The 20,323-nt window shown below is 62.7% G+C and carries 15 protein-coding genes; 9 read left to right on the top strand and 6 right to left on the bottom strand.

Going from position 1 to position 20,323, the window contains the following annotated elements:
• Positions 1-15 precede the first annotated feature (15 nt).
• Entirely contained in the window at positions 16-4,881 is a 4,866-nt protein-coding gene (locus ACF8EF_RS10455; RefSeq protein WP_392460981.1) for an NAD-glutamate dehydrogenase, read from the top strand.
• Positions 4,882-5,139: 258 nt separating this feature from the next.
• Here ACF8EF_RS10455 and ACF8EF_RS10450 read toward each other — a convergent pair whose 3' ends face one another.
• Positions 5,140-5,958, bottom strand: a complete 819-nt coding sequence (locus tag ACF8EF_RS10450) for a pyruvate, water dikinase regulatory protein (RefSeq protein ID WP_021785502.1) — start codon at positions 5,956-5,958, stop codon at positions 5,140-5,142.
• 191 nt (positions 5,959-6,149) lie between these two features.
• Here ACF8EF_RS10450 and ppsA point away from each other — a divergent pair, with 191 nt between their 5' ends.
• The 8 genes from ppsA (at position 6,150) to ACF8EF_RS10410 (ending at position 14,485) form a co-directional block, all read left to right on the top strand.
• Positions 6,150-8,525 carry a phosphoenolpyruvate synthase gene (gene ppsA / locus ACF8EF_RS10445; protein WP_019752139.1) on the top strand — a complete coding sequence of 792 codons (2,376 nt, stop codon included), beginning with the start codon at positions 6,150-6,152 and terminating at the stop codon, positions 8,523-8,525.
• A 102-nt stretch (positions 8,526-8,627) separates the two neighbouring features.
• A complete protein-coding gene (locus ACF8EF_RS10440; protein WP_256122360.1) occupies positions 8,628-9,620 on the top strand; it encodes an alpha/beta fold hydrolase in 993 nt (330 codons plus the stop codon).
• 337 nt (positions 9,621-9,957) lie between these two features.
• Entirely contained in the window at positions 9,958-10,449 is a 492-nt protein-coding gene (rraA, locus tag ACF8EF_RS10435; RefSeq protein WP_003248652.1) for a ribonuclease E activity regulator RraA, read from the top strand.
• A 27-nt stretch (positions 10,450-10,476) separates the two neighbouring features.
• On the top strand, positions 10,477-11,472 hold the full coding sequence (locus tag ACF8EF_RS10430; RefSeq protein WP_176684436.1) for a zinc transporter ZntB: 996 nt from the start codon (positions 10,477-10,479) through the stop codon (positions 11,470-11,472).
• An 87-nt stretch (positions 11,473-11,559) separates the two neighbouring features.
• On the top strand, positions 11,560-11,832 hold the full coding sequence (locus ACF8EF_RS10425) for a hypothetical protein (RefSeq protein WP_028697557.1): 273 nt from the start codon (positions 11,560-11,562) through the stop codon (positions 11,830-11,832).
• A 2-nt stretch (positions 11,833-11,834) separates the two neighbouring features.
• Positions 11,835-12,659 (top strand): mechanosensitive ion channel domain-containing protein, encoded by an 825-nt coding sequence (locus ACF8EF_RS10420; RefSeq protein ID WP_003248659.1) that lies wholly within the window; start codon positions 11,835-11,837, stop codon positions 12,657-12,659.
• A gap of 113 nt (positions 12,660-12,772) precedes the next feature.
• Positions 12,773-13,339 (top strand): RNA polymerase sigma factor SigX, encoded by a 567-nt coding sequence (gene sigX, locus ACF8EF_RS10415; protein WP_003248665.1) that lies wholly within the window; start codon positions 12,773-12,775, stop codon positions 13,337-13,339.
• 111 nt (positions 13,340-13,450) lie between these two features.
• The gene (locus ACF8EF_RS10410) at positions 13,451-14,485 is read left to right on the top strand and encodes an OmpA family protein (RefSeq protein WP_176684435.1); all 1,035 of its coding nucleotides are present in this window, start codon (positions 13,451-13,453) and stop codon (positions 14,483-14,485) included.
• 85 nt (positions 14,486-14,570) lie between these two features.
• Here the strand turns inward: ACF8EF_RS10410 and cobA are convergent, their stop codons facing one another.
• The 5 genes from cobA to ACF8EF_RS10385 form a co-directional block, all read right to left on the bottom strand.
• Positions 14,571-15,311 (bottom strand): uroporphyrinogen-III C-methyltransferase, encoded by a 741-nt coding sequence (gene cobA / locus ACF8EF_RS10405; protein ID WP_176684434.1) that lies wholly within the window; start codon positions 15,309-15,311, stop codon positions 14,571-14,573.
• Positions 15,312-15,338: 27 nt separating this feature from the next.
• Positions 15,339-17,009 carry a protein kinase gene (locus tag ACF8EF_RS10400; protein WP_392460979.1) on the bottom strand — a complete coding sequence of 557 codons (1,671 nt, stop codon included), beginning with the start codon at positions 17,007-17,009 and terminating at the stop codon, positions 15,339-15,341.
• Between the two features lie 9 nt (positions 17,010-17,018).
• Positions 17,019-18,230, bottom strand: a complete 1,212-nt coding sequence (locus ACF8EF_RS10395) for a nitrate/nitrite transporter (RefSeq protein WP_392460978.1) — start codon at positions 18,228-18,230, stop codon at positions 17,019-17,021.
• 183 nt (positions 18,231-18,413) lie between these two features.
• Positions 18,414-18,989, bottom strand: coding sequence for an ANTAR domain-containing response regulator (locus tag ACF8EF_RS10390; RefSeq protein WP_176684431.1), 576 nt, complete (start codon positions 18,987-18,989; stop codon positions 18,414-18,416).
• Positions 18,990-19,004: 15 nt separating this feature from the next.
• On the bottom strand, positions 19,005-20,219 hold the full coding sequence (locus ACF8EF_RS10385) for a CmpA/NrtA family ABC transporter substrate-binding protein (RefSeq protein ID WP_392460977.1): 1,215 nt from the start codon (positions 20,217-20,219) through the stop codon (positions 19,005-19,007).
• Between the last annotated feature and the right edge of the window lie 104 nt (positions 20,220-20,323).

Genomic DNA, 20,323 nt, shown 5'->3' with positions numbered 1-20,323 from the left:
AGCGGAGTACCACAGATGGCGTTCTTCACCGCAGCCAGCAAAGCCGACTTTCAGCATCAACTGCAAGCGGCCCTGGCGCAGCACATCAGCGAGCAGTCCCTGCCACAAGTGGCGCTGTTCGCCGAGCAGTTCTTCGGCATCATCTCTCTGGACGAACTCACCCAACGCAGGCTTTCCGACCTGGCCGGCTGCACCCTGTCAGCCTGGCGCATCATCGAGCGTTTCGACCCCGAATATCCGCAAGTACGGGTGTACAACCCTGATTACGAACGCAATGGCTGGCAGTCGACCCATACCGTGGTCGAAGTGCTGCACCATGACCTGCCGTTCCTGGTCGATTCGGTGCGCACCGAGCTCAATCGCCGTGGTTACAGCATCCACACCCTGCAAACCACCGTACTCAGCGTGCGCCGTGGTGCCAAGGGCGAGCTGTTGGAACTGCTGCCCAAGGGTACCCAGGGCGAGGGCGTGTGCTACGAGTCACTGATGTACCTGGAGATCGACCGCTGCGCCAACGCCGCCGAGCTGACAGTGCTGACCCGCGAAATCGAGCAGGTGCTGGCCGAGGTACGGGTGGTGGTGGCCGACTTCGAACCGATGAAGGCCAAGCTGCGTGAAGTGGTGGCGCAGGTGGAGCAGACTGCCTTTGGCCCTGCCCAAAACGAGAAGGGCGAAGTCAAGGCCTTCCTCGAGTGGCTGCTGGATAACCACTTCACCTTCCTGGGCTATGAAGAATTCACCGTCAAGGGCGACGCCGATGGCGGCCAGATGGTCTACGACGGGCAGTCGTTCCTCGGCTTGCCGCGTCGCCTGCGCGTGGGTTTGAAGGCAGAAGAGCTGCGCATCGAAGACTATGCCGTGGCCTACCTCAACGAGCCGCTGTTGCTGTCGTTCGCCAAGGCCGCGCTGCCCAGCCGCGTGCACCGCCCGGCCTACCCGGACTACGTGTCGATCCGTCAGCTGGACGCCGATGGCAAGGTGATCAAGGAGCACCGCTTCATGGGGCTGTACACCTCGTCGGTGTATGGCGAAAGCGTGCATGCCATTCCGTACATCCGCGTGAAGGTGGCCGAAGTCGAGCGCCGTTCGGGCTTCGATCCCAAGGCCCACCTGGGCAAGGAACTGGCCCAGGTGCTGGAAGTGCTGCCGCGCGACGACCTGTTCCAGACGCCGATCGACGAGCTGTTCAGCACAGTCATGGCAATCGTGCAGATCCAGGAGCGCAACAAGATCCGCGTGTTCCTGCGCAAAGATCCGTACGGCCGCTTCTGCTACTGCCTGGCCTACGTCCCGCGGGAAATCTACTCCACCGAAGTGCGGCAGAAGATCCAGCAGGTGCTGATGGAGCGTCTGAAGGCCAGCGACTGCGAGTTCTGGACCTTCTTCTCCGAATCGGTTCTGGCCCGTGTGCAACTGATTCTGCGGGTCGACCCCAAGAACCGCATCGACATCGACCCGCAGCAGCTGGAACGCGAAGTCATCCAGGCCTGCCGCTCGTGGCATGACGATTACTCGGCACTGGTTGTAGAGAACTTCGGCGAAGCCCAGGGCACCAACATCCTTGCCGAGTTCCCCAAAGGCTTCCCGGCCGGGTACCGCGAGCGCTTCGCTGCACACTCGGCGGTGGTCGACCTGCAGCATGTGCTGAGCCTGTCGGAAAGCAAGCCGCTGGCAATGAGCTTCTACCAACCATTGACCCAGGTTGGCGAGCGCACGCTGCACTGCAAGCTGTACCACGCCGACACCCCGCTGGCGCTGTCCGATGTGCTGCCGATTCTGGAAAACCTTGGCCTGCGCGTGCTCGGCGAGTTCCCGTATCGCCTGCGCCATGCCAATGGCCGGGAATACTGGATTCACGACTTCGCCTTCACCTACAGCGAAGGCCTGAGCCTGGAGATCCAGCAGCTCAACGACACCCTGCAGGACGCTTTCATCCACATCGTCCGTGGTGACGCCGAGAACGACGCCTTCAACCGCCTGGTACTGACTGCCGGCCTGCCATGGCGCGACGTGGCCCTGCTGCGCGCTTACGCCCGTTACCTGAAGCAGATTCGCCTGGGCTTCGATCTGGGTTACATCGCCAGTACCCTGAACAACCACACCGATATCGCGCGCGAGCTGACCCGGTTGTTCAAGACCCGCTTCTACTTGGCACGCAAGCTCACCCAGGACGACCTTGACGACAAGCAGCAGCGCCTGGAGCAGGCCATTCTGGCTGCGCTGGACGACGTTCAGGTGCTCAACGAAGACCGCATCCTGCGGCGCTACCTGGACCTGATCAAGGCCACCCTGCGTACCAACTTCTACCAGCCCGACGCAAACGGCCAGAACAAGTCGTACTTCAGCTTCAAGTTCAACCCCAAGCTGATCCCCGAACTGCCCAAACCGGTGCCAAAGTTCGAGATATTCGTCTATTCGCCACGCGTCGAGGGCGTGCACCTGCGCTTTGGCAACGTCGCCCGTGGCGGCTTGCGCTGGTCCGACCGGGAAGAAGACTTCCGCACTGAAGTGCTGGGCCTGGTCAAAGCCCAGCAAGTGAAAAACTCGGTCATCGTGCCGGTCGGCGCCAAGGGCGGCTTCCTGCCGCGGCGTCTGCCGATTGGCGGTAGCCGTGACGAGATTGCCGCCGAAGGCGTGGCGTGCTATCGCATCTTCATTTCCGGCCTGCTCGACATCACCGACAACCTCAAGGACGGTGGCGTGGTGCCGCCGGCCAACGTGGTGCGTCATGACGATGACGACCCGTACCTGGTGGTGGCGGCCGACAAAGGCACCGCGACGTTCTCCGACATCGCCAACGGCATTGCCATCGACTACGGCTTCTGGCTCGGCGACGCCTTTGCCTCGGGCGGCTCGGCCGGTTACGACCACAAGAAAATGGGCATTACCGCACGCGGCGCCTGGGTGGGCGTACAGCGTCACTTCCGCGAGCGTGGCATCAACGTGCAGGAAGACCCGATCACCGTCATCGGGGTGGGCGACATGGCGGGCGACGTGTTCGGCAATGGCCTGCTGATGTCCGACAAACTGCAACTGGTGGCAGCGTTCAACCACCTGCATATCTTCATCGACCCCAACCCCGAGCCAGCCGCCAGCTTTGCCGAGCGCAAGCGTTTGTTCGATCTGCCGCGTTCGGCCTGGAGCGACTACGACACCAGCATCATGTCCGAAGGCGGCGGGATCTTCCCGCGCAGTGCCAAGAGCATCGCCATCAGTGCGCAGATGAAGGAGCGCTTCGCCATCGAAGCCGACCGCCTGACCCCGACCGAGCTGCTGAACGCGCTGCTCAAGGCCCCGGTGGACTTGCTGTGGAACGGCGGCATCGGAACCTACGTGAAGGCCAGCACTGAAAGCCACGCCGATGTGGGCGACAAGGCCAACGATGCGCTGCGGGTCAACGGTAACGAACTGCGCTGCAAGGTGGTGGGCGAGGGTGGCAACCTGGGCATGACCCAGCTCGGCCGGGTCGAGTTCGGCCTGAACGGCGGCGCCACCAACACCGACTTCATCGACAACGCCGGCGGCGTGGACTGCTCCGACCACGAGGTCAACATCAAGATCCTGCTCAACGAAGTGGTGCAGGGTGGCGACATGACCGAGAAGCAGCGCAACCAGCTGCTGGGCAGCATGACCGACGAAGTGGCCGGCCTGGTGCTGGGTAACAACTACAAGCAGACCCAGGCGCTGTCGTTGGCCGCCCGCCGCGCCCGCGAGCGGATTGCCGAGTACAAGCGCCTGATGGCCGACCTCGAGGCGCGTGGCAAGCTGGACCGCGCCATCGAATTCCTGCCGTCCGAAGAGCAGTTGGCCGAACGTCTGGCTGCCGGTCAGGGCCTGACCCGCGCCGAGCTGTCGGTGCTGATCTCGTACAGCAAGATCGACCTCAAGGAGCAACTGCTCAAGTCGCTGGTGCCGGACGACGACTACCTGACCCGTGACATGGACACCGCTTTCCCGCCGTCCCTGGTCAGCAAGTTCGCCGAGGCCATGCGCCGCCACCGCCTGAAGCGCGAAATTGTCAGCACCCAGATCGCCAACGACCTGGTCAACAACATGGGTATCACCTTCGTCCAGCGCCTGAAGGAGTCGACCGGCATGAGCCCGGCCAACGTGGCCGGCGCTTATGTGATCGTGCGCGACATCTTCCACCTGCCGCACTGGTTCCGCCAGATCGAGGCACTGGACTATCAGGTACCAGCAGAAATCCAGCTCACCCTGATGGACGAGCTGATGCGCCTGGGCCGCCGTGCCACCCGCTGGTTCCTGCGTAGCCGCCGTAACGAACAGGACGCTGGGCGCGATACCGCGCACTTCGGGCCGAAGATCGCGCAGTTGGGTCTGAAACTTGATGAGCTGCTCGAAGGCCCCACCCGCGAACGCTGGATGGTGCGCTACCAGGGCTTTGTCGAGGCCGGTGTGCCGGAGTTGCTGGCGCGTATGGTGGCAGGTACCAGCCACCTGTACACCCTGCTGCCGATCATTGAAGCGGCCGACGTTACCGGCCATGAGCCGGCGCAGGTGGCCAAGGCATTCTTCGCCGTGGGCAGCGCGCTGGACCTGACCTGGTACCTGCAGGAAATCAGCAACCTGCCGGTGGAAAACAACTGGCAGGCGCTGGCCCGCGAGGCATTCCGCGACGATATCGACTTGCAGCAGCGGGCGATCACCATTTCGGTCCTGCAGATGGTCGATGCACCGGAAGACATGGATGCTCGTGTGGCGCTGTGGGCAGAGCAGCACCGGGGAATGGTGGAACGCTGGCGCGCCATGCTCGACGACCTGCGCAATGCCACGGGTATTGACTATGCGATGTACGCGGTGGCCAACCGCGAGCTGGTCGACCTGGCCATGAGTGGGCAGGCAGCCGTGGTGCCGTCCTGAGCCTTGTGGTGAGGTAAAACAAAGCCCCGGCAGTGATGCCGGGGCTTTTTTGTATGCCTGGCCCTTTCGTGGGTGAACCCGCTCCTACAACGGCCTGTGTCCAACCCTCGACGTGTGTCCAACACTGATCTGTGTAGGAGCGGGTTTACCCGCGAATACGGTAGCGGCGGCAACGGTGAGCGGCCGGGGAGATTGGCCAGCAGGGCCGGCCCTTTCGCGGGTGAACCCGCTCCTACAGGGGAGCGGGCCCGGACAGGTTTACTTGAACCGCCTCTCCACGCCTTTTTCGACCAGGATCTTGGCGGAAATTTCTTCCACCGAAAAATGCGTGGAATTGATGTTGGGAATGTTCTCCCGGCGGAACAGGCTTTCCACTTCACGTACTTCGAACTCGCACTGGGCAAAGCTGGAATAGCGGCTGTTGGGCTTGCGCTCGTGGCGGATGGCGGTGAGGCGGTCGGGGTCGATGGTCAGGCCGAACAGCTTGTTGTGGTGCTTTTTCAGCACCGCCGGCAGTTGCAGGCGCTCCATGTCGTCCTCGGTCAGCGGGTAGTTGGCGGCACGGATGCCGAACTGCATGGCCATGTAAAGGCAGGTTGGGGTCTTGCCGCAACGCGACACGCCAACCAGAATCAGGTCGGCTTTGTCGTAGTAGTGGGTGCGTGCACCGTCGTCGTTATCCAGGGCGAAATTCACCGCCTCGATGCGTTCCATGTAGTTGGAATTGCCGCCGATCGAGTGGGATTTGCCCACGGAATACGACGAATGGGCAATCAATTCCTGCTCAAGTGGGGATAAAAACGAAGAAAAGATGTCGATCATGAAGCCATTCGAGGTCGCCAGGATCTCGCGGATGTCCTGGTTGACGATGGTGTCGAAGATGATCGGACGGACCCCATCCCGCTCGGCCGCAGCGTTGATTTGCTGGACCATGGCCCGCGCTTTGTCCGGTGAATCGATGTAAGGACGGGTGAATTTGTTGAAGGGAATGCTCTCGAATTGCGCGAGCAAACTCTGGCCCAGGGTTTCGGCAGTGATACCCGTGCCGTCGGAGATGAAGAACGCGGTTCGTTTCATTTGCGATCTGGGCCTTAAGCTGATGACGATTCTTGGATATGATAAGTTCGGTTTGCCGAATGCGGCTGTCGACATTCTGCCACATTTGCAGAGCCTATTTTCCAGGTACAGGCCACAAACGCCCGGCCAAGTCAAAGAAGACAGGCGGGCGCCTTTTGAGCTTTTCCAACACAGTTAGTGGAGAGATCACCTTGGTAGAGTACGTAGTTTCCCTCGATAAGCTCGGCGTCCATGATGTGGAGCATGTGGGGGGCAAGAACGCATCCCTGGGCGAGATGATCAGCAACCTTGCCGGTGCTGGTGTATCGGTGCCGGGCGGCTTTGCCACTACGGCGCAGGCGTACCGCGATTTTCTCGAACAGAGTGGTCTGAACGACAGGATTCACGCTGCGCTCGACGCACTGGACGTAGATGACATCAACGCCCTGACCAAGACCGGCGCGCAGATTCGCCAGTGGGTCATGGAAGCCGAATTCCCGCCACGTCTGGATTCGGAAATCCGTACGGCCTTCGCCGAAATGGCCGCCGGCAATGACAACATGGCCGTTGCCGTGCGTTCCTCGGCTACCGCCGAAGACCTGCCGGACGCCTCGTTCGCCGGCCAGCAGGAAACCTTCCTCAACATCCGCGGCGTCGATAACGTGATCCGCGCGGCCAAGGAAGTGTTCGCTTCGCTGTTCAACGACCGCGCCATCGCCTACCGCGTGCACCAGGGCTTCGATCACAAGCTGGTTGCCCTGTCTGCCGGTGTGCAGCGCATGGTCCGCTCCGAAACCGGCACCGCCGGCGTCATGTTCACCCTCGACACCGAGTCGGGCTTCCGCGATGTGGTATTCATCACTGGTGCCTATGGTCTGGGCGAAACCGTCGTACAGGGTGCAGTCAACCCTGACGAATTCTACGTGCACAAGAACACCCTGCAGGCCGGCCGTCCGGCCATCTTGCGCCGCAACCTGGGCAGCAAGGCGATCAAGATGGTCTATGGCGACGAAGCCAAGGCCGGCCGTTCGGTCAAGACCGTCGAAGTCGACCGCGCCGAGCGCGCACGCTTCTGCCTGACCGATGCCGAGGTCAGCGAGCTGGCCAAGCAGGCCATGATCATCGAACAGCACTACCAGCGCCCGATGGACATCGAGTGGGCCAAGGACGGTGACGACGGCAAGCTGTACATCGTCCAGGCCCGCCCTGAAACGGTGAAGAGCCGTTCCAGCGCCAACGTCATGGAACGCTACCTGCTCAAAGAGAAAGGCACCGTGCTGGTCGAAGGCCGTGCCATTGGCCAACGTATCGGCGCTGGCAAGGTTCGTGTCATCAACGACGTATCGGAAATGGACAAGGTCCAGCCGGGCGACGTACTGGTCTCCGACATGACCGACCCGGACTGGGAACCGGTGATGAAGCGCGCCAGTGCCATCGTCACCAACCGCGGTGGCCGTACCTGCCACGCGGCGATCATCGCCCGTGAGCTGGGTATTCCGGCGGTAGTCGGTTGCGGCAATGCTACCCAGGTACTGAAAGACGGCCAGGGCGTGACCGTTTCCTGTGCCGAAGGCGATACCGGCTTCATCTTCGAAGGTGAGCTGGGCTTCGACATCAAGCAAAACTCGGTCGATGCCATGCCGGAACTGCCGTTCAAGATCATGATGAACGTCGGCAACCCGGACCGCGCCTTCGACTTCGCCCAGTTGCCCAACGCCGGTGTCGGTCTGGCACGCCTGGAGTTCATCATCAACCGTATGATCGGCGTGCACCCCAAGGCGCTGCTGAACTATGCGGGCCTGCCTGCCGACCTGAAAGACAGCGTCGACAAGCGCATCGCCGGCTACAACGACCCGGTCGGCTTCTACGTCGAGAAGCTGGTAGAAGGCATCAGCACCCTGGCGGCGGCCTTCTACCCGAAAAAGGTCATCGTGCGCCTGTCGGACTTCAAGTCCAACGAGTACGCCAACCTGATCGGCGGCAAGCTGTACGAGCCGGAAGAAGAAAACCCGATGCTGGGCTTCCGCGGTGCTTCGCGTTACATCAGCGAATCGTTCCGTGACTGCTTCGAGCTCGAGTGCCGTGCACTGAAGCGTGTGCGCAACGAGATGGGCCTGACCAACGTCGAGATCATGGTGCCGTTCGTGCGCACCTTGGGCGAAGCCAGCCAGGTTGTCGACCTGCTCGCAGAAAACGGCCTGGCCCGCGGCGACAACGGCCTGCGCGTGATCATGATGTGCGAACTGCCGTCCAACGCCATCCTCGCCGAAGAGTTCCTGGAATACTTCGACGGCTTCTCGATCGGCTCCAACGACCTGACCCAGCTGACCCTGGGGCTGGACCGTGACTCGGGCATCATTGCCCACCTGTTCGACGAGCGAAATCCTGCGGTGAAGAAGCTGCTGGCTAACGCCATTGCCGCGTGCAACAAGGCCGGCAAGTACATCGGCATCTGCGGCCAAGGCCCATCGGACCATCCGGACCTTGCCAAGTGGCTGATGGAACAGGGCATCGAAAGTGTATCGCTGAACCCGGACTCGGTACTCGAGACCTGGTTCTTCCTGGCCGAAGGCCAAGGCGCGGCCTGAGGCTGTAAAACGCAGGGGGACGTCTGGCGTCCTCTTGCCTGGTTTTTTCCAGGGCGAGCTCCAGCAATGGATCCCGCCCTTTTTTGTGCACCAAGCAACCTTATGCAAAGCAGCAGCACTCTATTCCCCGTGGCCCTGCTCAGTGCCGAGCGCCGCGGCGATCTCAGCGAAGACGTGTATCGGATCAAGGCCGGTAATGGCCCGGACCCCAGCGTCGAGCTCGCCATCACCCGTCTGGGGCTGGCCGACCAGGGTCAGGCCCAAGGCGTGCCGGTCGTTCTCCTGCACGGCAGTTTTTCCAATCGGCGCTTCTGGTATTCGCCCAAAGGGGTTGGCCTGGGTGCCTATCTTGCGCGCGCCGGTTTCGATGTCTGGATCCCGGAAATGCGCGGCCATGGCCTGTCGCCGCGTAACCAGGACTGGAAGCACAACAGCGTTGCCGCCTACGCCCGTGATGACCTGCCGTTGATCAACGCATTCGTGCGCGAGCAGTCGGGCCAGGCGCCACACTGGGTTGGCCATTCCTTGGGTGGCACCACCCTGGTAGCTGCGCTGGGCGGTGGTTTTCTGGCTGCCGAGCAAGTGGCCAGCGTGGCGTTGTTCGGCACCCAGATCAGCCGTGTCTATTGGCCGTTGAAAGTGCCACCGCTGGCTTGGGGTGCGAAGCTGGTGCTCAAGCGTTGGGGGCAGATATCCGGGCCACGCTTCAAGCGTGGGCCTGAAGACGAGCCGATAGGCCTGGCCCTGGAGAGCATGCGCTGGCACGGCCTGTTCGGGCGCTTTGGCGACAAAAAGCACGATTGGTGGGCGGGGCTGGCAGAGGTGGATGTGCCGCTGCTGGCGGTGGCCGGCGCTGGGGACTTCCAGGACCCGGTGTGGGCCTGCCGCAAGCTGTTCGAGCAGTTGGGCGGCGAGCGCAAGCAGTTCCTCCGGCTGGGGCGTGAGGAGGGCTTCGAGGCCTTCGGGCATGTCGACATGCTGGTGAGCAAGGCCGCGCAGGTGCAGGTGTGGCCGCTGGTGGAGCGCTGGCTGCGCAATCCGCTGCTGCCGGTGCATGCGTCCACTGCGGTTGCGGAACCTGTGCCTGCCAGCTGACTTTGCTGCACCTGTCATGGCCTCTTCGCGGGTGAACCCGCTCCTACACAGATTGGTGGTGGACACAGGCCGTCGTAGGAGCGGGTTTACCCGCGAAAGGGCCGGCCCTGCTGGCCAATTTCCCTCCGCCGTTCACCGTTGACGCCGCCACCGTATTCGCGGGTAAACCCGCTCCTACACCTGGATAACGGCGCGTTCCTGTGCAGGAACGGGTCACGCGTGGAAGGGCCGAGACAGGATGAATACAAATGACTGCCCGGTCCCGGATGACTGCGACAGCCTCCAAGGTGTAGCCTTGGCCGATACCCGCTTTCGTTGTGACTGACAGGAGCTTCCCATGCAGCATTACGTAACGCCCGACCTGTGTGACGCCTACCCGGACCTGGTACAAGTACTGGAGCCGATGTTCAGCAATTTTGGTGGCCGCGACTCGTTCGGTGGCCAGATCGTCACCATCAAGTGTTTCGAGGACAATTCGCTGGTCAAGGAGCAGGTTGAACTCGACGGCAAGGGCAAAGTACTGGTAGTCGATGGCGGGGGGTCGCTACGCCGTGCGCTGCTCGGCGACATGCTCGCCGAAAAAGCCGCAAAAAACGGTTGGGAAGGCTTGGTGATCTACGGCTGTGTGCGTGATGTCGACGTGCTGATCCAGACCGACGTCGGCGTGCAGGCCCTGGCCAGTCACCCCATGAAGACTGACAAACGCGGTATTGGCGATCTCAACGTGGTGGTGACCTTCGCCGGGGTAACCTTCCGTCCGGGCGAGTATGTATATGCCGACAACAATGGCGTGCTGGTTTCGCCGAGCCCGCTGAAAATGCCGGAGTAATGCGCTGCACGCGCTGATGGAGCTTTGATGCTGGAGGAAGACAACGCGCAGTGGGGGCTGGTGCATGCCCTGGTGCTCGATGGCAAAGGCGGCGCGCGCTCGATTGCCCGTACCGAACTGGATGACCTGCAGCTGCAACCGGAGCAGAGCCTGTGGCTGCACTGGGACCGCAGCCATCCGCAAACCCGTACCTGGCTGTTGCACGACAGCGGCCTGAGCGAGTTCGCCTGCGAGCTGCTGCTGGAAGAAAACACCCGGCCGCGCCTGCTGCCCTTGGCGGACGAACAGCTGTTGCTGTTCCTGCGGGGCGTCAACCTCAACCCGGGTGCCGAGCCCGAAGACATGGTTTCGGTACGCATCTTTGCCGAGGCGCAGCGGGTTATCTCGCTGCGCCTGAGGCCGTTGCGCGCCAGCGATGAAATTCTCCAGCTGCTGGAACAGGGCAGGGGACCGAAATCGGCCTCGGAACTGTTGCTGTTGATGGGCGAGTTGCTGACCGAAAAGGTTCAGGGCCTGGTCAGCGACCTGGCCGAGCTGGTCGACCTGGAGGAAGAAAAGGTTGAATCCGACGAGCGGTATACCCCGGAACAGGGCAGCCTGCAGCAGATCCGCCGTCGCGCCGCTGGCTTGCGCCGCTTTCTCGCCCCGCAACGGGAAATCTACGCGCAGTTGTCGCGCAGCAAATGGAGCTGGTTCGCCAATGCCGACGCCGATTACTGGAATGAACTCAACAACAGCCTGATCCGTTATCTCGAAGAGCTGGAGCTGGCCCGCGAACGCGCTGCACTGGTGCTGGAAAGCGAGGACCGGCGGCGCAGCGAGCGGATGAACCGCACCATGTACCGCTTTGGCATCATCACCTGCATCTTCCTGCCCATGAGCTTTGTCACCGGGCTGCTGGGCATCAATGTCGGCGGCATCCCCGGGGCGCAAAACCCTTTGGGCTTCCTGTTCGCCTGCATCGTCGTGCTGGGGTTGGCCGTGGGGCAGTGGTGGCTGTTCCGGCGGTTGCGGTGGGTATAGCTGTGCAATTTGAAACATTCGTCCCAACGGGATGTGTGACCCGTTGCCCGGCCATCTCGTCTCTTGCTGACACTGCGCGAGGTGCCCATGCACGATCCGTTTGAAGAATCCCTGCGCGACCTGCTCAAGGCGTCACCCTCCGGCAATGACCGGGACGACCGGGATGACGCCGCTTGCCTGGGTCGCGTGCTGAAAACCGCCAACCGCCAGGTTGGCGCGGGTGATCTGTTCAGCTTGCTTGGCCGCTGGTGCCAGGCGCTGCTGATTGCCGTGAACAATGGCTCGGCGCACGTTGCGCCGGTGCGTCGACACTCTTCCCGCAACGCTGCCAGCGGCAGCAAAGCAGATAAGGCCGATTGAATATGGAACTCGATCTCTGGACCCAGAGCCTGGTCACCGCGATGACTGCCCTTTGGACCAAGGTAGCGAACTTCATCCCCAACCTGTTCGGCGCGCTGGTCGTGGTGCTGCTCGGTTTCGTGGTGGCCAAGCTGCTCGACACGCTGCTGTCCAAACTGTTGGCCAAATTTGGCCTGGACCGCCTGATGGCCGGCACCGGCCTAACCAAAATGCTCGGTCGGGGCGGTATCCAGGTGCCGATCTCGACCCTGATCGGCAAGATCGTCTACTGGTTCGTGCTGCTCATTTTCCTGGTCTCGGCCGCGGAATCGCTGGGCCTGGAGCGGGTTTCGGCAACCCTCGACATGCTCGCCCTGTACTTGCCCAAGGTGTTCGGCGCGGCCCTGGTGCTGCTGGCCGGCGTGCTGCTGGCGCAGGTGGCCAACGGCCTGGTACGTGGCGCTGCCGAAGGTATCGGCCTGGAATACTCGGCGGGCCTGGGGCGTATCACCCAAGGTCTGGTGATCATCATCAGCATCTCGGTGGCCATCAGCCAGTTGGAAGTGAAAACCGACCTGCTGAACCACGTCATCGTTATCGGGCTGATTACCGTTGGTCTGGCCGTTGCCTTGGCCATGGGCCTTGGCAGTCGCGAAATCGCCGGGCAGATCCTGGCCGGCATCTACGTACGCGAGCTGTACCAAGTGGGCCAGCAGGTGCGGATTGGAGAGGTCGAAGGGCATATCGAGGAGATCGGTACGGTGAAGACGACGCTGCTGACCGATGATGGCGAACTGGTGTCGCTGTCTAACCGCGAGCTGCTTGAACAGCGAGTCAATAGCCGCTAACCGCACAAAAGCTGTTAATGTATGCCGCCGCGAAATTCGACCCACGGGGTCGCGCGGCGACATTGACCTGACTGTCGGCCAGATCCGTTTTGAATAAAGTTCATTCGCCGCCCATGCGCTATGACCCCCGCGAGCTCACAGACGAAGAGTTGGTGGCGCGTTCGCATGAGGAGCTGTACCACGTTACCCGCGCCTATGAGGAGCTCATGCGGCGCTACCAGCGGACCCTGTTCAACGTCTGTGCGCGTTATCTGGGGAACGACCGTGACGCGGACGATGTCTGTCAGGAAGTGATGCTGAAAGTGCTGTACGGGCTGAAAAACTTCGAGGGTAAGTCGAAGTTCAAGACCTGGCTCTACAGCATCACCTACAACGAGTGCATTACCCAGTACCGCAAGGAGCGCCGCAAACGTCGGTTGATGGATGCCTTGAGTCTGGACCCTGTTGAAGAGGCGTCCGAAGACAAGGCTCCGAAACCGGAAGAAAAAGGCGGGCTGGACAAGTGGCTGGTGCATGTGAACCCGATTGACCGGGAAATTCTGGTGCTTCGTTTTGTCGCAGAGCTGGAGTTTCAGGAAATTGCCGACATCATGCACATGGGCCTGAGCGCCACGAAAATGCGTTACAAGCGTGCGCTAGACAAGCTTCGGGAGAAATTTGCCGGCCTTGATGAAACTTAGAGGCGTGCAAGTATCTCTAACGAACCGGCGAGTTCTGCTAGACTCGCCGTCGAGTTGTCCCTCTTGTTTGTGGTGGGACTGCTTAACTATCACCAGATGGGGATTTAACGGATGAAATTGAAAAACACCTTGGGCTTGGCCATTGGTTCGCTTGTAGCCGCCACTTCGATTGGCGCTATGGCACAAGGTCAAGGCGCCGTCGAGACTGAAATCTTCTACAAGAAAGAATTCTTCGACAGCCAGCGCGACTTCAAGAACGACGGCAACCTGTTCGGCGGTTCGATCGGTTACTTCCTGACCGACGACGTCGAGCTGCGTCTGGGCTACGACGAAGTGCACAACGCTCGTGGCGAAGACGGCAAGAACATCAAGGGCTCGAACACCGCCCTGGACGCCGTTTACCACTTCAACAACCCGTACGACGCTATCCGTCCATACGTTTCCGCTGGTTTCTCGCACCAGTCGCTGGGTCAGACCGGCCGTGGCGGTCGTGACCACTCCACCTTCGCCAACGTTGGCGCTGGTGCCAAGTGGTACATCACCGACATGTTCTACGCCCGTGCCGGCGTAGAAGCTCAGTACAACATCGACCAGGGCGACACCGAGTGGGCCCCGAGCGTTGGTGTTGGCCTGAACTTCGGCGGTAGCCCGAAGCAAGCTGAAGCTGCTCCGGCTCCAGTTGCTGAAGTCTGCTCCGACTCCGACAACGACGGCGTGTGCGACAACGTCGACAAGTGCCCAGACACCCCGGCCAACGTTACCGTTGACGCCGACGGCTGCCCGGCTGTTGCCGAAGTCGTTCGCGTTGAGCTGGACGTCAAGTTCGACTTCGACAAGTCGGTCGTCAAGCCTAACAGCTACGGCGACATCAAAAACCTGGCTGACTTCATGAACCAGTACCCACAAACCACCACCGTGGTTGAAGGTCACACTGACTCCGTGGGTCCAGACGCTTACAACCAGAAGCTGTCCGAGCGTCGTGCCAACGCTGTGAAGCAAGTCCTGACCCAGCAGTACGGCGTAGAATCCAGCCGTGTTGACTCGGTTGGCTACGGCGAAACCCGTCCGGTTGCTGACAACGCCACCGAAGAAGGCCGTGCTATCAACCGTCGCGTTGAAGCTCAGGTAGAAGCCCAGGCCAAGTAATTGGTGTGAAGCTTCATGAAAAACCCGGCCTCGGCCGGGTTTTTCTTTGCCTGGGTTCTAACCGACCTCAAAGGCTGCCCCCAGGTCAGCCAGCGATTGCGATGCGCCCCGGAGCCAGTTGCTCTCCGACCACCTCCCCAATCACCAAGATCGCCGGGCTACGTAAGCCAAACCCGCGCGCAGCTTCCACCATTCCCTGCACATCGCTTCTGCACTCCCGCTGCTGCGGCAGCGAGGCATTTTCGATCATCGCCACCGGCATCCCCGGCGCCATGCCTCCCGCCAGCAATCCCTGGCGCACCTGCTCCAGCCGCGCCACCCCCATGTATACCACCAGCGTTGTTCCGCCCTGAGCCAAGGCCGCCCAGTTCAGCTCGCTATCGTCCTGTGTGTGCGCCGTCACCAGCGTCACCCCTCGGCTCACACCCCGTGAAGTCAGGGGAATCCCACATTGGGTGGCCCCGGCAAGGCCGGCGGTGATGCCGTTGATCACCTCTACCTCGATGCCATGCCCCTGCAACCACAGCGCCTCTTCACCGCCACGGCCAAAGATGCAAGGGTCGCCGCCCTTGAGTCGCACCACGCAACGACCCTGTCGCGCGTGGCGCAGCATCAGGCGCTGTATGAACGCTTGCGGTGTAGAGCGGCAACCGCCGCGCTTGCCCACGGTCATCACCCGGGCCTGCGGGCAATGCTCAAGCACTGCCGGGTTGACGAGGTCGTCGACCATGACCACGGCGGCTTGCTGCAACGCACGCACTGCCTTGAGGGTGAGCAGTTCAGGGTCGCCAGGGCCGGCACCGACCAGCCATACTTTTGCATTCATCAGGGGTTCCTCATCAGCAAGGTGCGGTCAGCCCTTGAGCAGGGTGAACAGCAGTATCAGGTTGATCAGCAACGACAGCAGGGCCAGGGTGCGCCACACCTTCAGCGGCTCGCGTTCCAGCAGCGGCCGTGGTCGGCTGGGCAGATCCTGGCGGTCGCCGCGCTCGAGCAGCAGCAACCAGTGTTCGGCGGTTTCGAAGCGCTGCGCCGGGTCGCTCGCCACAGCCTGCAGCAGATTGTGCTGCAGCCATTCCGGCAGGTCGGGTCGGTAGCGCGCGGCGTTGACCGGCTGGCCGAAGCGCGGGCGCTGAAAGGCCTCGACCTCGCCGTACGGGTAGTGTCCGGTCAGCAGGTGGTACAGGGTTACGCCGACTGCATACAAGTCCTGACGCGGGCTGGGCGGGTGGCCATCGAATGCTTCCGGGGCGATGTACGAGGGCGTGCCGGGCAGCTCGTGCAGCGGGTCTTCGGACAGGCCCGGGCAATAGGCCAGGCCGAAGTCCAGCAGGCGCAGTTGCCCATCGCGGCCCAGGTGCAGGTTGTCTGGCTTGATATCGCGGTGCAGCAAGTTGCGCCGATGCAGCACGCCGACTGCCTGCAGCAGTTGCCGGGCGACCTCCAGCCATTGCGGCAGGGGCAGCGGGCCTTGTTCGGCCAGTAACGCCGCCAGGTTTTGGCCGGGATATTCGCGCATTACGTAGTACAGGTGCTGGCGCTGACTGGCGGTGTGTAGCTCGGGGAAGTGCCGGCCGGCGATGCGGCGCAGAAACCACTCTTCCAGCAACAGCCCTTGGGCCGCCCCCGGCTCCTGTTCGCGTGCAGTGGGGAGGGTCTTGAGCAGCCAAGGCTGGGTCTTGCTATCGCGTACTTTGTACAGCAAGGACTGGCGGCTGTGCGCGTGCAGTGTTTCGACCTGCCAGCCGTCGATCACCTGGCCCTCGCGCAGGGGGCCGGGCACTGGCCACTGTTGCAGTTGCGCCAGGGTATCGCCCAGGTTGGCCGTGCCCAGTTGTTCGACTTGCACCAGCAAGGCGCTGGCGTTGTCCTTGCTACCGTTGAAGTGGGCGCTGGCCACCAAGGTGTCGGCGGCCAGTTGCAGGTCAGTTTGCTCGCGCAGCACGGCCTGTATGTGTTGTTCGCCCAGGCTGGCCCAGACCCCGTCGCTGAGCAGCAGGAAGCACTCGCCCGCTTGCAGCTCGCCCTCCAGGTAATCCACCAGCAGGTGCTGGTCCAGGCCCAGCGCCCGTTTCAGTACATGCTGCATGCCCGGTTGGTCCCATACATGGTCTTCGCTCAGGCATTGCAGGTGCCCCTCGTGCCAGCGGTACACCCGGCAGTCGCCGACATGGGCCAGGGTAAAGCGCCTGCCGCGCAACACCAGCGCGCTAAGCGTGGTCAGCAACGGCTGGCCGCTGCCCTGGGCGCGCAACCAGCGGTTCTGCGCCAGCAGCAGGCGGTCGAGGGCCTGGGCCACGCTCCAGGTGGCCGGGGTGGCGTAGTAATCCAGGGCCAGTGCCTGCAGGCTGGCCCGCGCCGCGAGGCCGCCATCGGCACATTGGCTGACGCCGTCGGCCAAGGCGAACAGGTAGCCTTTGCTGGCGGCCAGCTCTGGTGCCGGCGTGACCAGGCGCAGGGCGTCCTGGTTTTCCTCGCGCGGCCCGGTGGCGCTGGCCTGGGCAAAGCTCAGTTGCAGACTCATCGGCGTGCCTCAGACCCGCGCTGCGGTGACTGCAGTCGAGCCCCAGGTGGTGCGCCAGCGCTGTTTCACACCGTGCAGGCCGAACCAGGCCAGCAGGCCCAGGCTGGCGAACAGCCACAACCCCATCTGGTAGTCACCGGTGTGCTGTTTGATGGTGCCCAGCCCGGCCGCCAACAGGAAGCCGCCGATGCCGCCGGCCATGCCGATCAGGCCGGTCATTACCCCGATCTCTTGGCGGAAGCGTTGCGGTACCAGTTGGAATACCGCGCCATTGCCCGCCCCCAGGCCGAGCATGGCGCTGACGAACAGCGCCAGTGCGGTCGCGGCAGAGGGCAGGTTGAAACCGACTGCGGCAATGCAGATGGCGGCCACGCCGTACATGCCCAGCAGGGTGCGGATGCCGCCAAAACGGTCAGCCAGGGCGCCGCCGAGCGGGCGCATCAGGCTGCCGGCGAACACGCAAGCGGCGGTGTAGTAGCCGGCGGTGACCGGGCTCAGGCCGTATTGGTCGCTGAAGTAGCCGGGCAGGGCGCTGGCCAGGCCGATGAAGCCGCCGAAGGTGACGCTGTAGAAGAACATGAACCACCAGCTGTCACGGTCGCCCAGTGCCTTGAGGTAGTCGGCCATGGCTTTCGGCTTGGGCCGTTGTGGGGCATTGCGCGCCAGCAGGGCGAACACCACCAGCGCCAGTGACAGCGGGATCAAGGCAAAGCCGAATACATTGTTCCAGCCAAAGGCCGCTGCCAGTGCCGGTGCCAGCAAGGCAGCGAACACCGTGCCGGAGTTGCCCGCGCCGGCGATGCCCATGGCCTTGCCCTGGTGCTGTGGCGGGTACCACTGCGAGGCCAGCGGCAGCGAGACGGCGAAGGAAGCACCGGCAAAGCCCAGGAACACGCCTAGCAGCAGTGCCTGTTCATAGCTGTGCACGCCAAGGTGCCAGGCCGCAGCCAAGGCGACGATAACCACCACCTGGGCGATCAGGCCGGCAGTCTTGGGCGACAGGCGGTCGACCAGAACGCCCATGGCAAACCGCAGGAGCGCCCCGGCCAGGATCGGCGTGGCGACCATCAGGCCCCGTTGTTGTGCGCTCAGTTGCAGGTCGGCAGCAATCTGCACCGCCAGCGGGCCCAGCAGGTACCAGACCATGAAGCTGAGGTCGAAGTACAGAAACGCGGCGAACAGCGTGGGCACATGCCCGGATTTCCAGAAGCTGGTACTCATCGAACACCTCACTCGGTAGTACAACGGAACGAAAAAGACGTCGCCACCCGCTCCACGAGGTGGAGGGGCGAGCGACGTCTTTGTCGGGATTCAAGTGGGGTAACCGCCGTTGGCTACCGGTACGATTTGTCGAGCAAGAGATGGGCCAACTTCTGGCGCGGCCGGCAAGAGATTTTCGGCGCGTCAGCCGAGCATCTCATGCATGGCAATGATCTGTTCGGCCACCTGGATCAGCTTCTGCTGCCGGCTCATGGCCTGGCGACGCATCAGGGTATAGGCCTGCTCTTCGTTGCAATCCTTCATCTTCATCAGCAATCCCTTGGCCTGCTCGATGCGCTTGCGTTCGGCCAATTGCTGATCGCGCGCCAGCAGCTGCGCCTTGAGTGCCTGGTCGCTTTCGAAGCGGGCCATGGCCACATCCAGGATCGGCTGCAGCCGCGCAGCGTGGATGCCCTCGACGATATAGGCGCTGACCCCTGCCTGAATCGCCTGGCGCATCATCCCGGGGTCGTGCTCGTCGGTGAACAACACGATGGGCCTGGGCTGGTCACGGCTGACCAGCACCACCTGTTCCATCACATCGCGGTCTGGTGAGTCGGTATCGATCAGCACCACGTCCGGGCGCACCGTTTCGACGCAGGCGGGAAGGTCGATGGTCAGGTCCGGGGCTTCGATGACCTCGAAGCCGGCCTCACTCAACGCCGCCCTGAGACGACCAAGCTTGCTCTGGGTATCGTCGATCAGCAGGATGCGCAACATGTTCGTCCCCCCCCCTCACGCGCCGACACGGGCATCGGGCAGGTCGCCCAAGGCATGCAAGCTGAAACTGCGGGCATAGCCGAAGGGGTCGCTGCCGTCCCAGCGGGAGCCATCGATCAGCAGGCTGCTGCGCATCGGTTGGTCCGGGCAAGCGATGCCCAGGCTCTGTGCGGCCTCGCTGTACAACTGCAGTTGCTGGACCTGCCGGGCCACGCCGAGGTAGTCGGGGTCTTCGCGCAGCAGGCCCCAGCGGCGGAACTGGGTCATGAACCACATGCCGTCGGACAGGTAGGGCAGGTTGGCCCGGCCTTGGTCGAACAGGCGCAGGGCGTGTGGGTCTTGCCACTCATTGCCCAGGCCATCCTCATAGTGGCCGAGCAGGCGGGGGGCTATGCTGTCCAGCGGGGTGTCCAGGTAGGCGCTTGCGCTCAGCAGTTGCGCGGTGCTGCGGCGGTTTTCCGGGCTTTGCTCGATGAACCGGCTGGCGGTGAGGATCGCCTTGATCAGCGCACGGGCGCTGTTGGGATATTGCCCGGCAAAGGCGCGTGTGCAGGCCAGGACCTTTTCCGGGTGATCCGGCCAGATCGACTGGCTGGTGGCCAGGGTGAAGCCTTGGCCTGTGGCCACGGCGTCGGCGGCCCAGGGCTCACCGACGCAGAAGCCGTCAATGCGCCCGGCTTGAAGGTGTGCAGCCATCTGCGCCGGTGGCACCACGACGCTGTCGACGTCGCGCAGCGGGTGGATGCCCTGGCTGGCCAGCCAGTAATACAGCCACATGGCGTGGGTGCCGGTGGGGAAGGTCTGGGCGAACGTCAGGCGCGCGCCATGCTGGTGCACCAGGCGTGCCAGTGCCTCAGGGTTGGTCACGCCCTTGCGCTGCAGGGCAGGGGACAGGTTGATAGCCTGGGCGTTCTGGTTCAGCCCCATGAGCACGGCCATGTCGTTGGCAGGTACGCCGCCAATGCCCAGGTGCACGGCGTAGACCAGGCCATACAGGCAGTGCGCGGCGTCCAGTTCGCCGCTGACCAGCTTGTCGCGCAGCCCGGCCCACGAGCCTTGGCGCTTGAGGTTGAGGGTAAGGCCGTGCTGCTGGGCGAAGCCCTGGGTGGCGGCGACCACTACCGAGGCGCAGTCGGTCAGGGCCATGTAGCCGATGTTCAGGCTGGTTTTTTCCGGCGCGTCGCTGCCGTTGACCCAGGCCAGGGGCGTTGCTCGGGGTACAGTGTTCACAAGAGTCCTCGCCCTTACTGATAAGGCTGTGGGCTGAAAGGGTGCAACCGATGTGCCAAGCGCTCCACGATTTGCTGTCCTGCCAGCTCCTCGCTGGCTATAAT

This window comes from Pseudomonas sp. zjy_15 (assembly GCF_043101865.1).
In the GTDB taxonomy this organism is placed as follows: Bacteria; Pseudomonadota; Gammaproteobacteria; order Pseudomonadales; family Pseudomonadaceae; genus Aquipseudomonas; species Aquipseudomonas putida_Y.
The sequence above is the reverse complement of the archived record's forward strand: the minus strand, read 5'-3'. Positions and strand labels throughout refer to the sequence as shown.

Coding starts and splice junctions, on each gene's coding strand:
- ACF8EF_RS10455 (WP_392460981.1), top strand. CDS start 16: ATGGCGTTCTTCACCGCAGCCAGCAAAGCCGACTTTCAGCATCAACTG.
- ACF8EF_RS10450 (WP_021785502.1), bottom strand. CDS start 5,958: ATGAAACGAACCGCGTTCTTCATCTCCGACGGCACGGGTATCACTGCC.
- ACF8EF_RS10440 (WP_256122360.1), top strand. CDS start 8,628: ATGCAAAGCAGCAGCACTCTATTCCCCGTGGCCCTGCTCAGTGCCGAG.
- rraA (WP_003248652.1), top strand. CDS start 9,958: ATGCAGCATTACGTAACGCCCGACCTGTGTGACGCCTACCCGGACCTG.
- ACF8EF_RS10430 (WP_176684436.1), top strand. CDS start 10,477: ATGCTGGAGGAAGACAACGCGCAGTGGGGGCTGGTGCATGCCCTGGTG.
- ACF8EF_RS10425 (WP_028697557.1), top strand. CDS start 11,560: ATGCACGATCCGTTTGAAGAATCCCTGCGCGACCTGCTCAAGGCGTCA.
- ACF8EF_RS10420 (WP_003248659.1), top strand. CDS start 11,835: ATGGAACTCGATCTCTGGACCCAGAGCCTGGTCACCGCGATGACTGCC.
- sigX (WP_003248665.1), top strand. CDS start 12,773: ATGCGCTATGACCCCCGCGAGCTCACAGACGAAGAGTTGGTGGCGCGT.
- ACF8EF_RS10410 (WP_176684435.1), top strand. CDS start 13,451: ATGAAATTGAAAAACACCTTGGGCTTGGCCATTGGTTCGCTTGTAGCC.
- cobA (WP_176684434.1), bottom strand. CDS start 15,311: ATGAATGCAAAAGTATGGCTGGTCGGTGCCGGCCCTGGCGACCCTGAA.
- ACF8EF_RS10400 (WP_392460979.1), bottom strand. CDS start 17,009: ATGAGTCTGCAACTGAGCTTTGCCCAGGCCAGCGCCACCGGGCCGCGC.
- ACF8EF_RS10395 (WP_392460978.1), bottom strand. CDS start 18,230: ATGAGTACCAGCTTCTGGAAATCCGGGCATGTGCCCACGCTGTTCGCC.
- ACF8EF_RS10390 (WP_176684431.1), bottom strand. CDS start 18,989: ATGTTGCGCATCCTGCTGATCGACGATACCCAGAGCAAGCTTGGTCGT.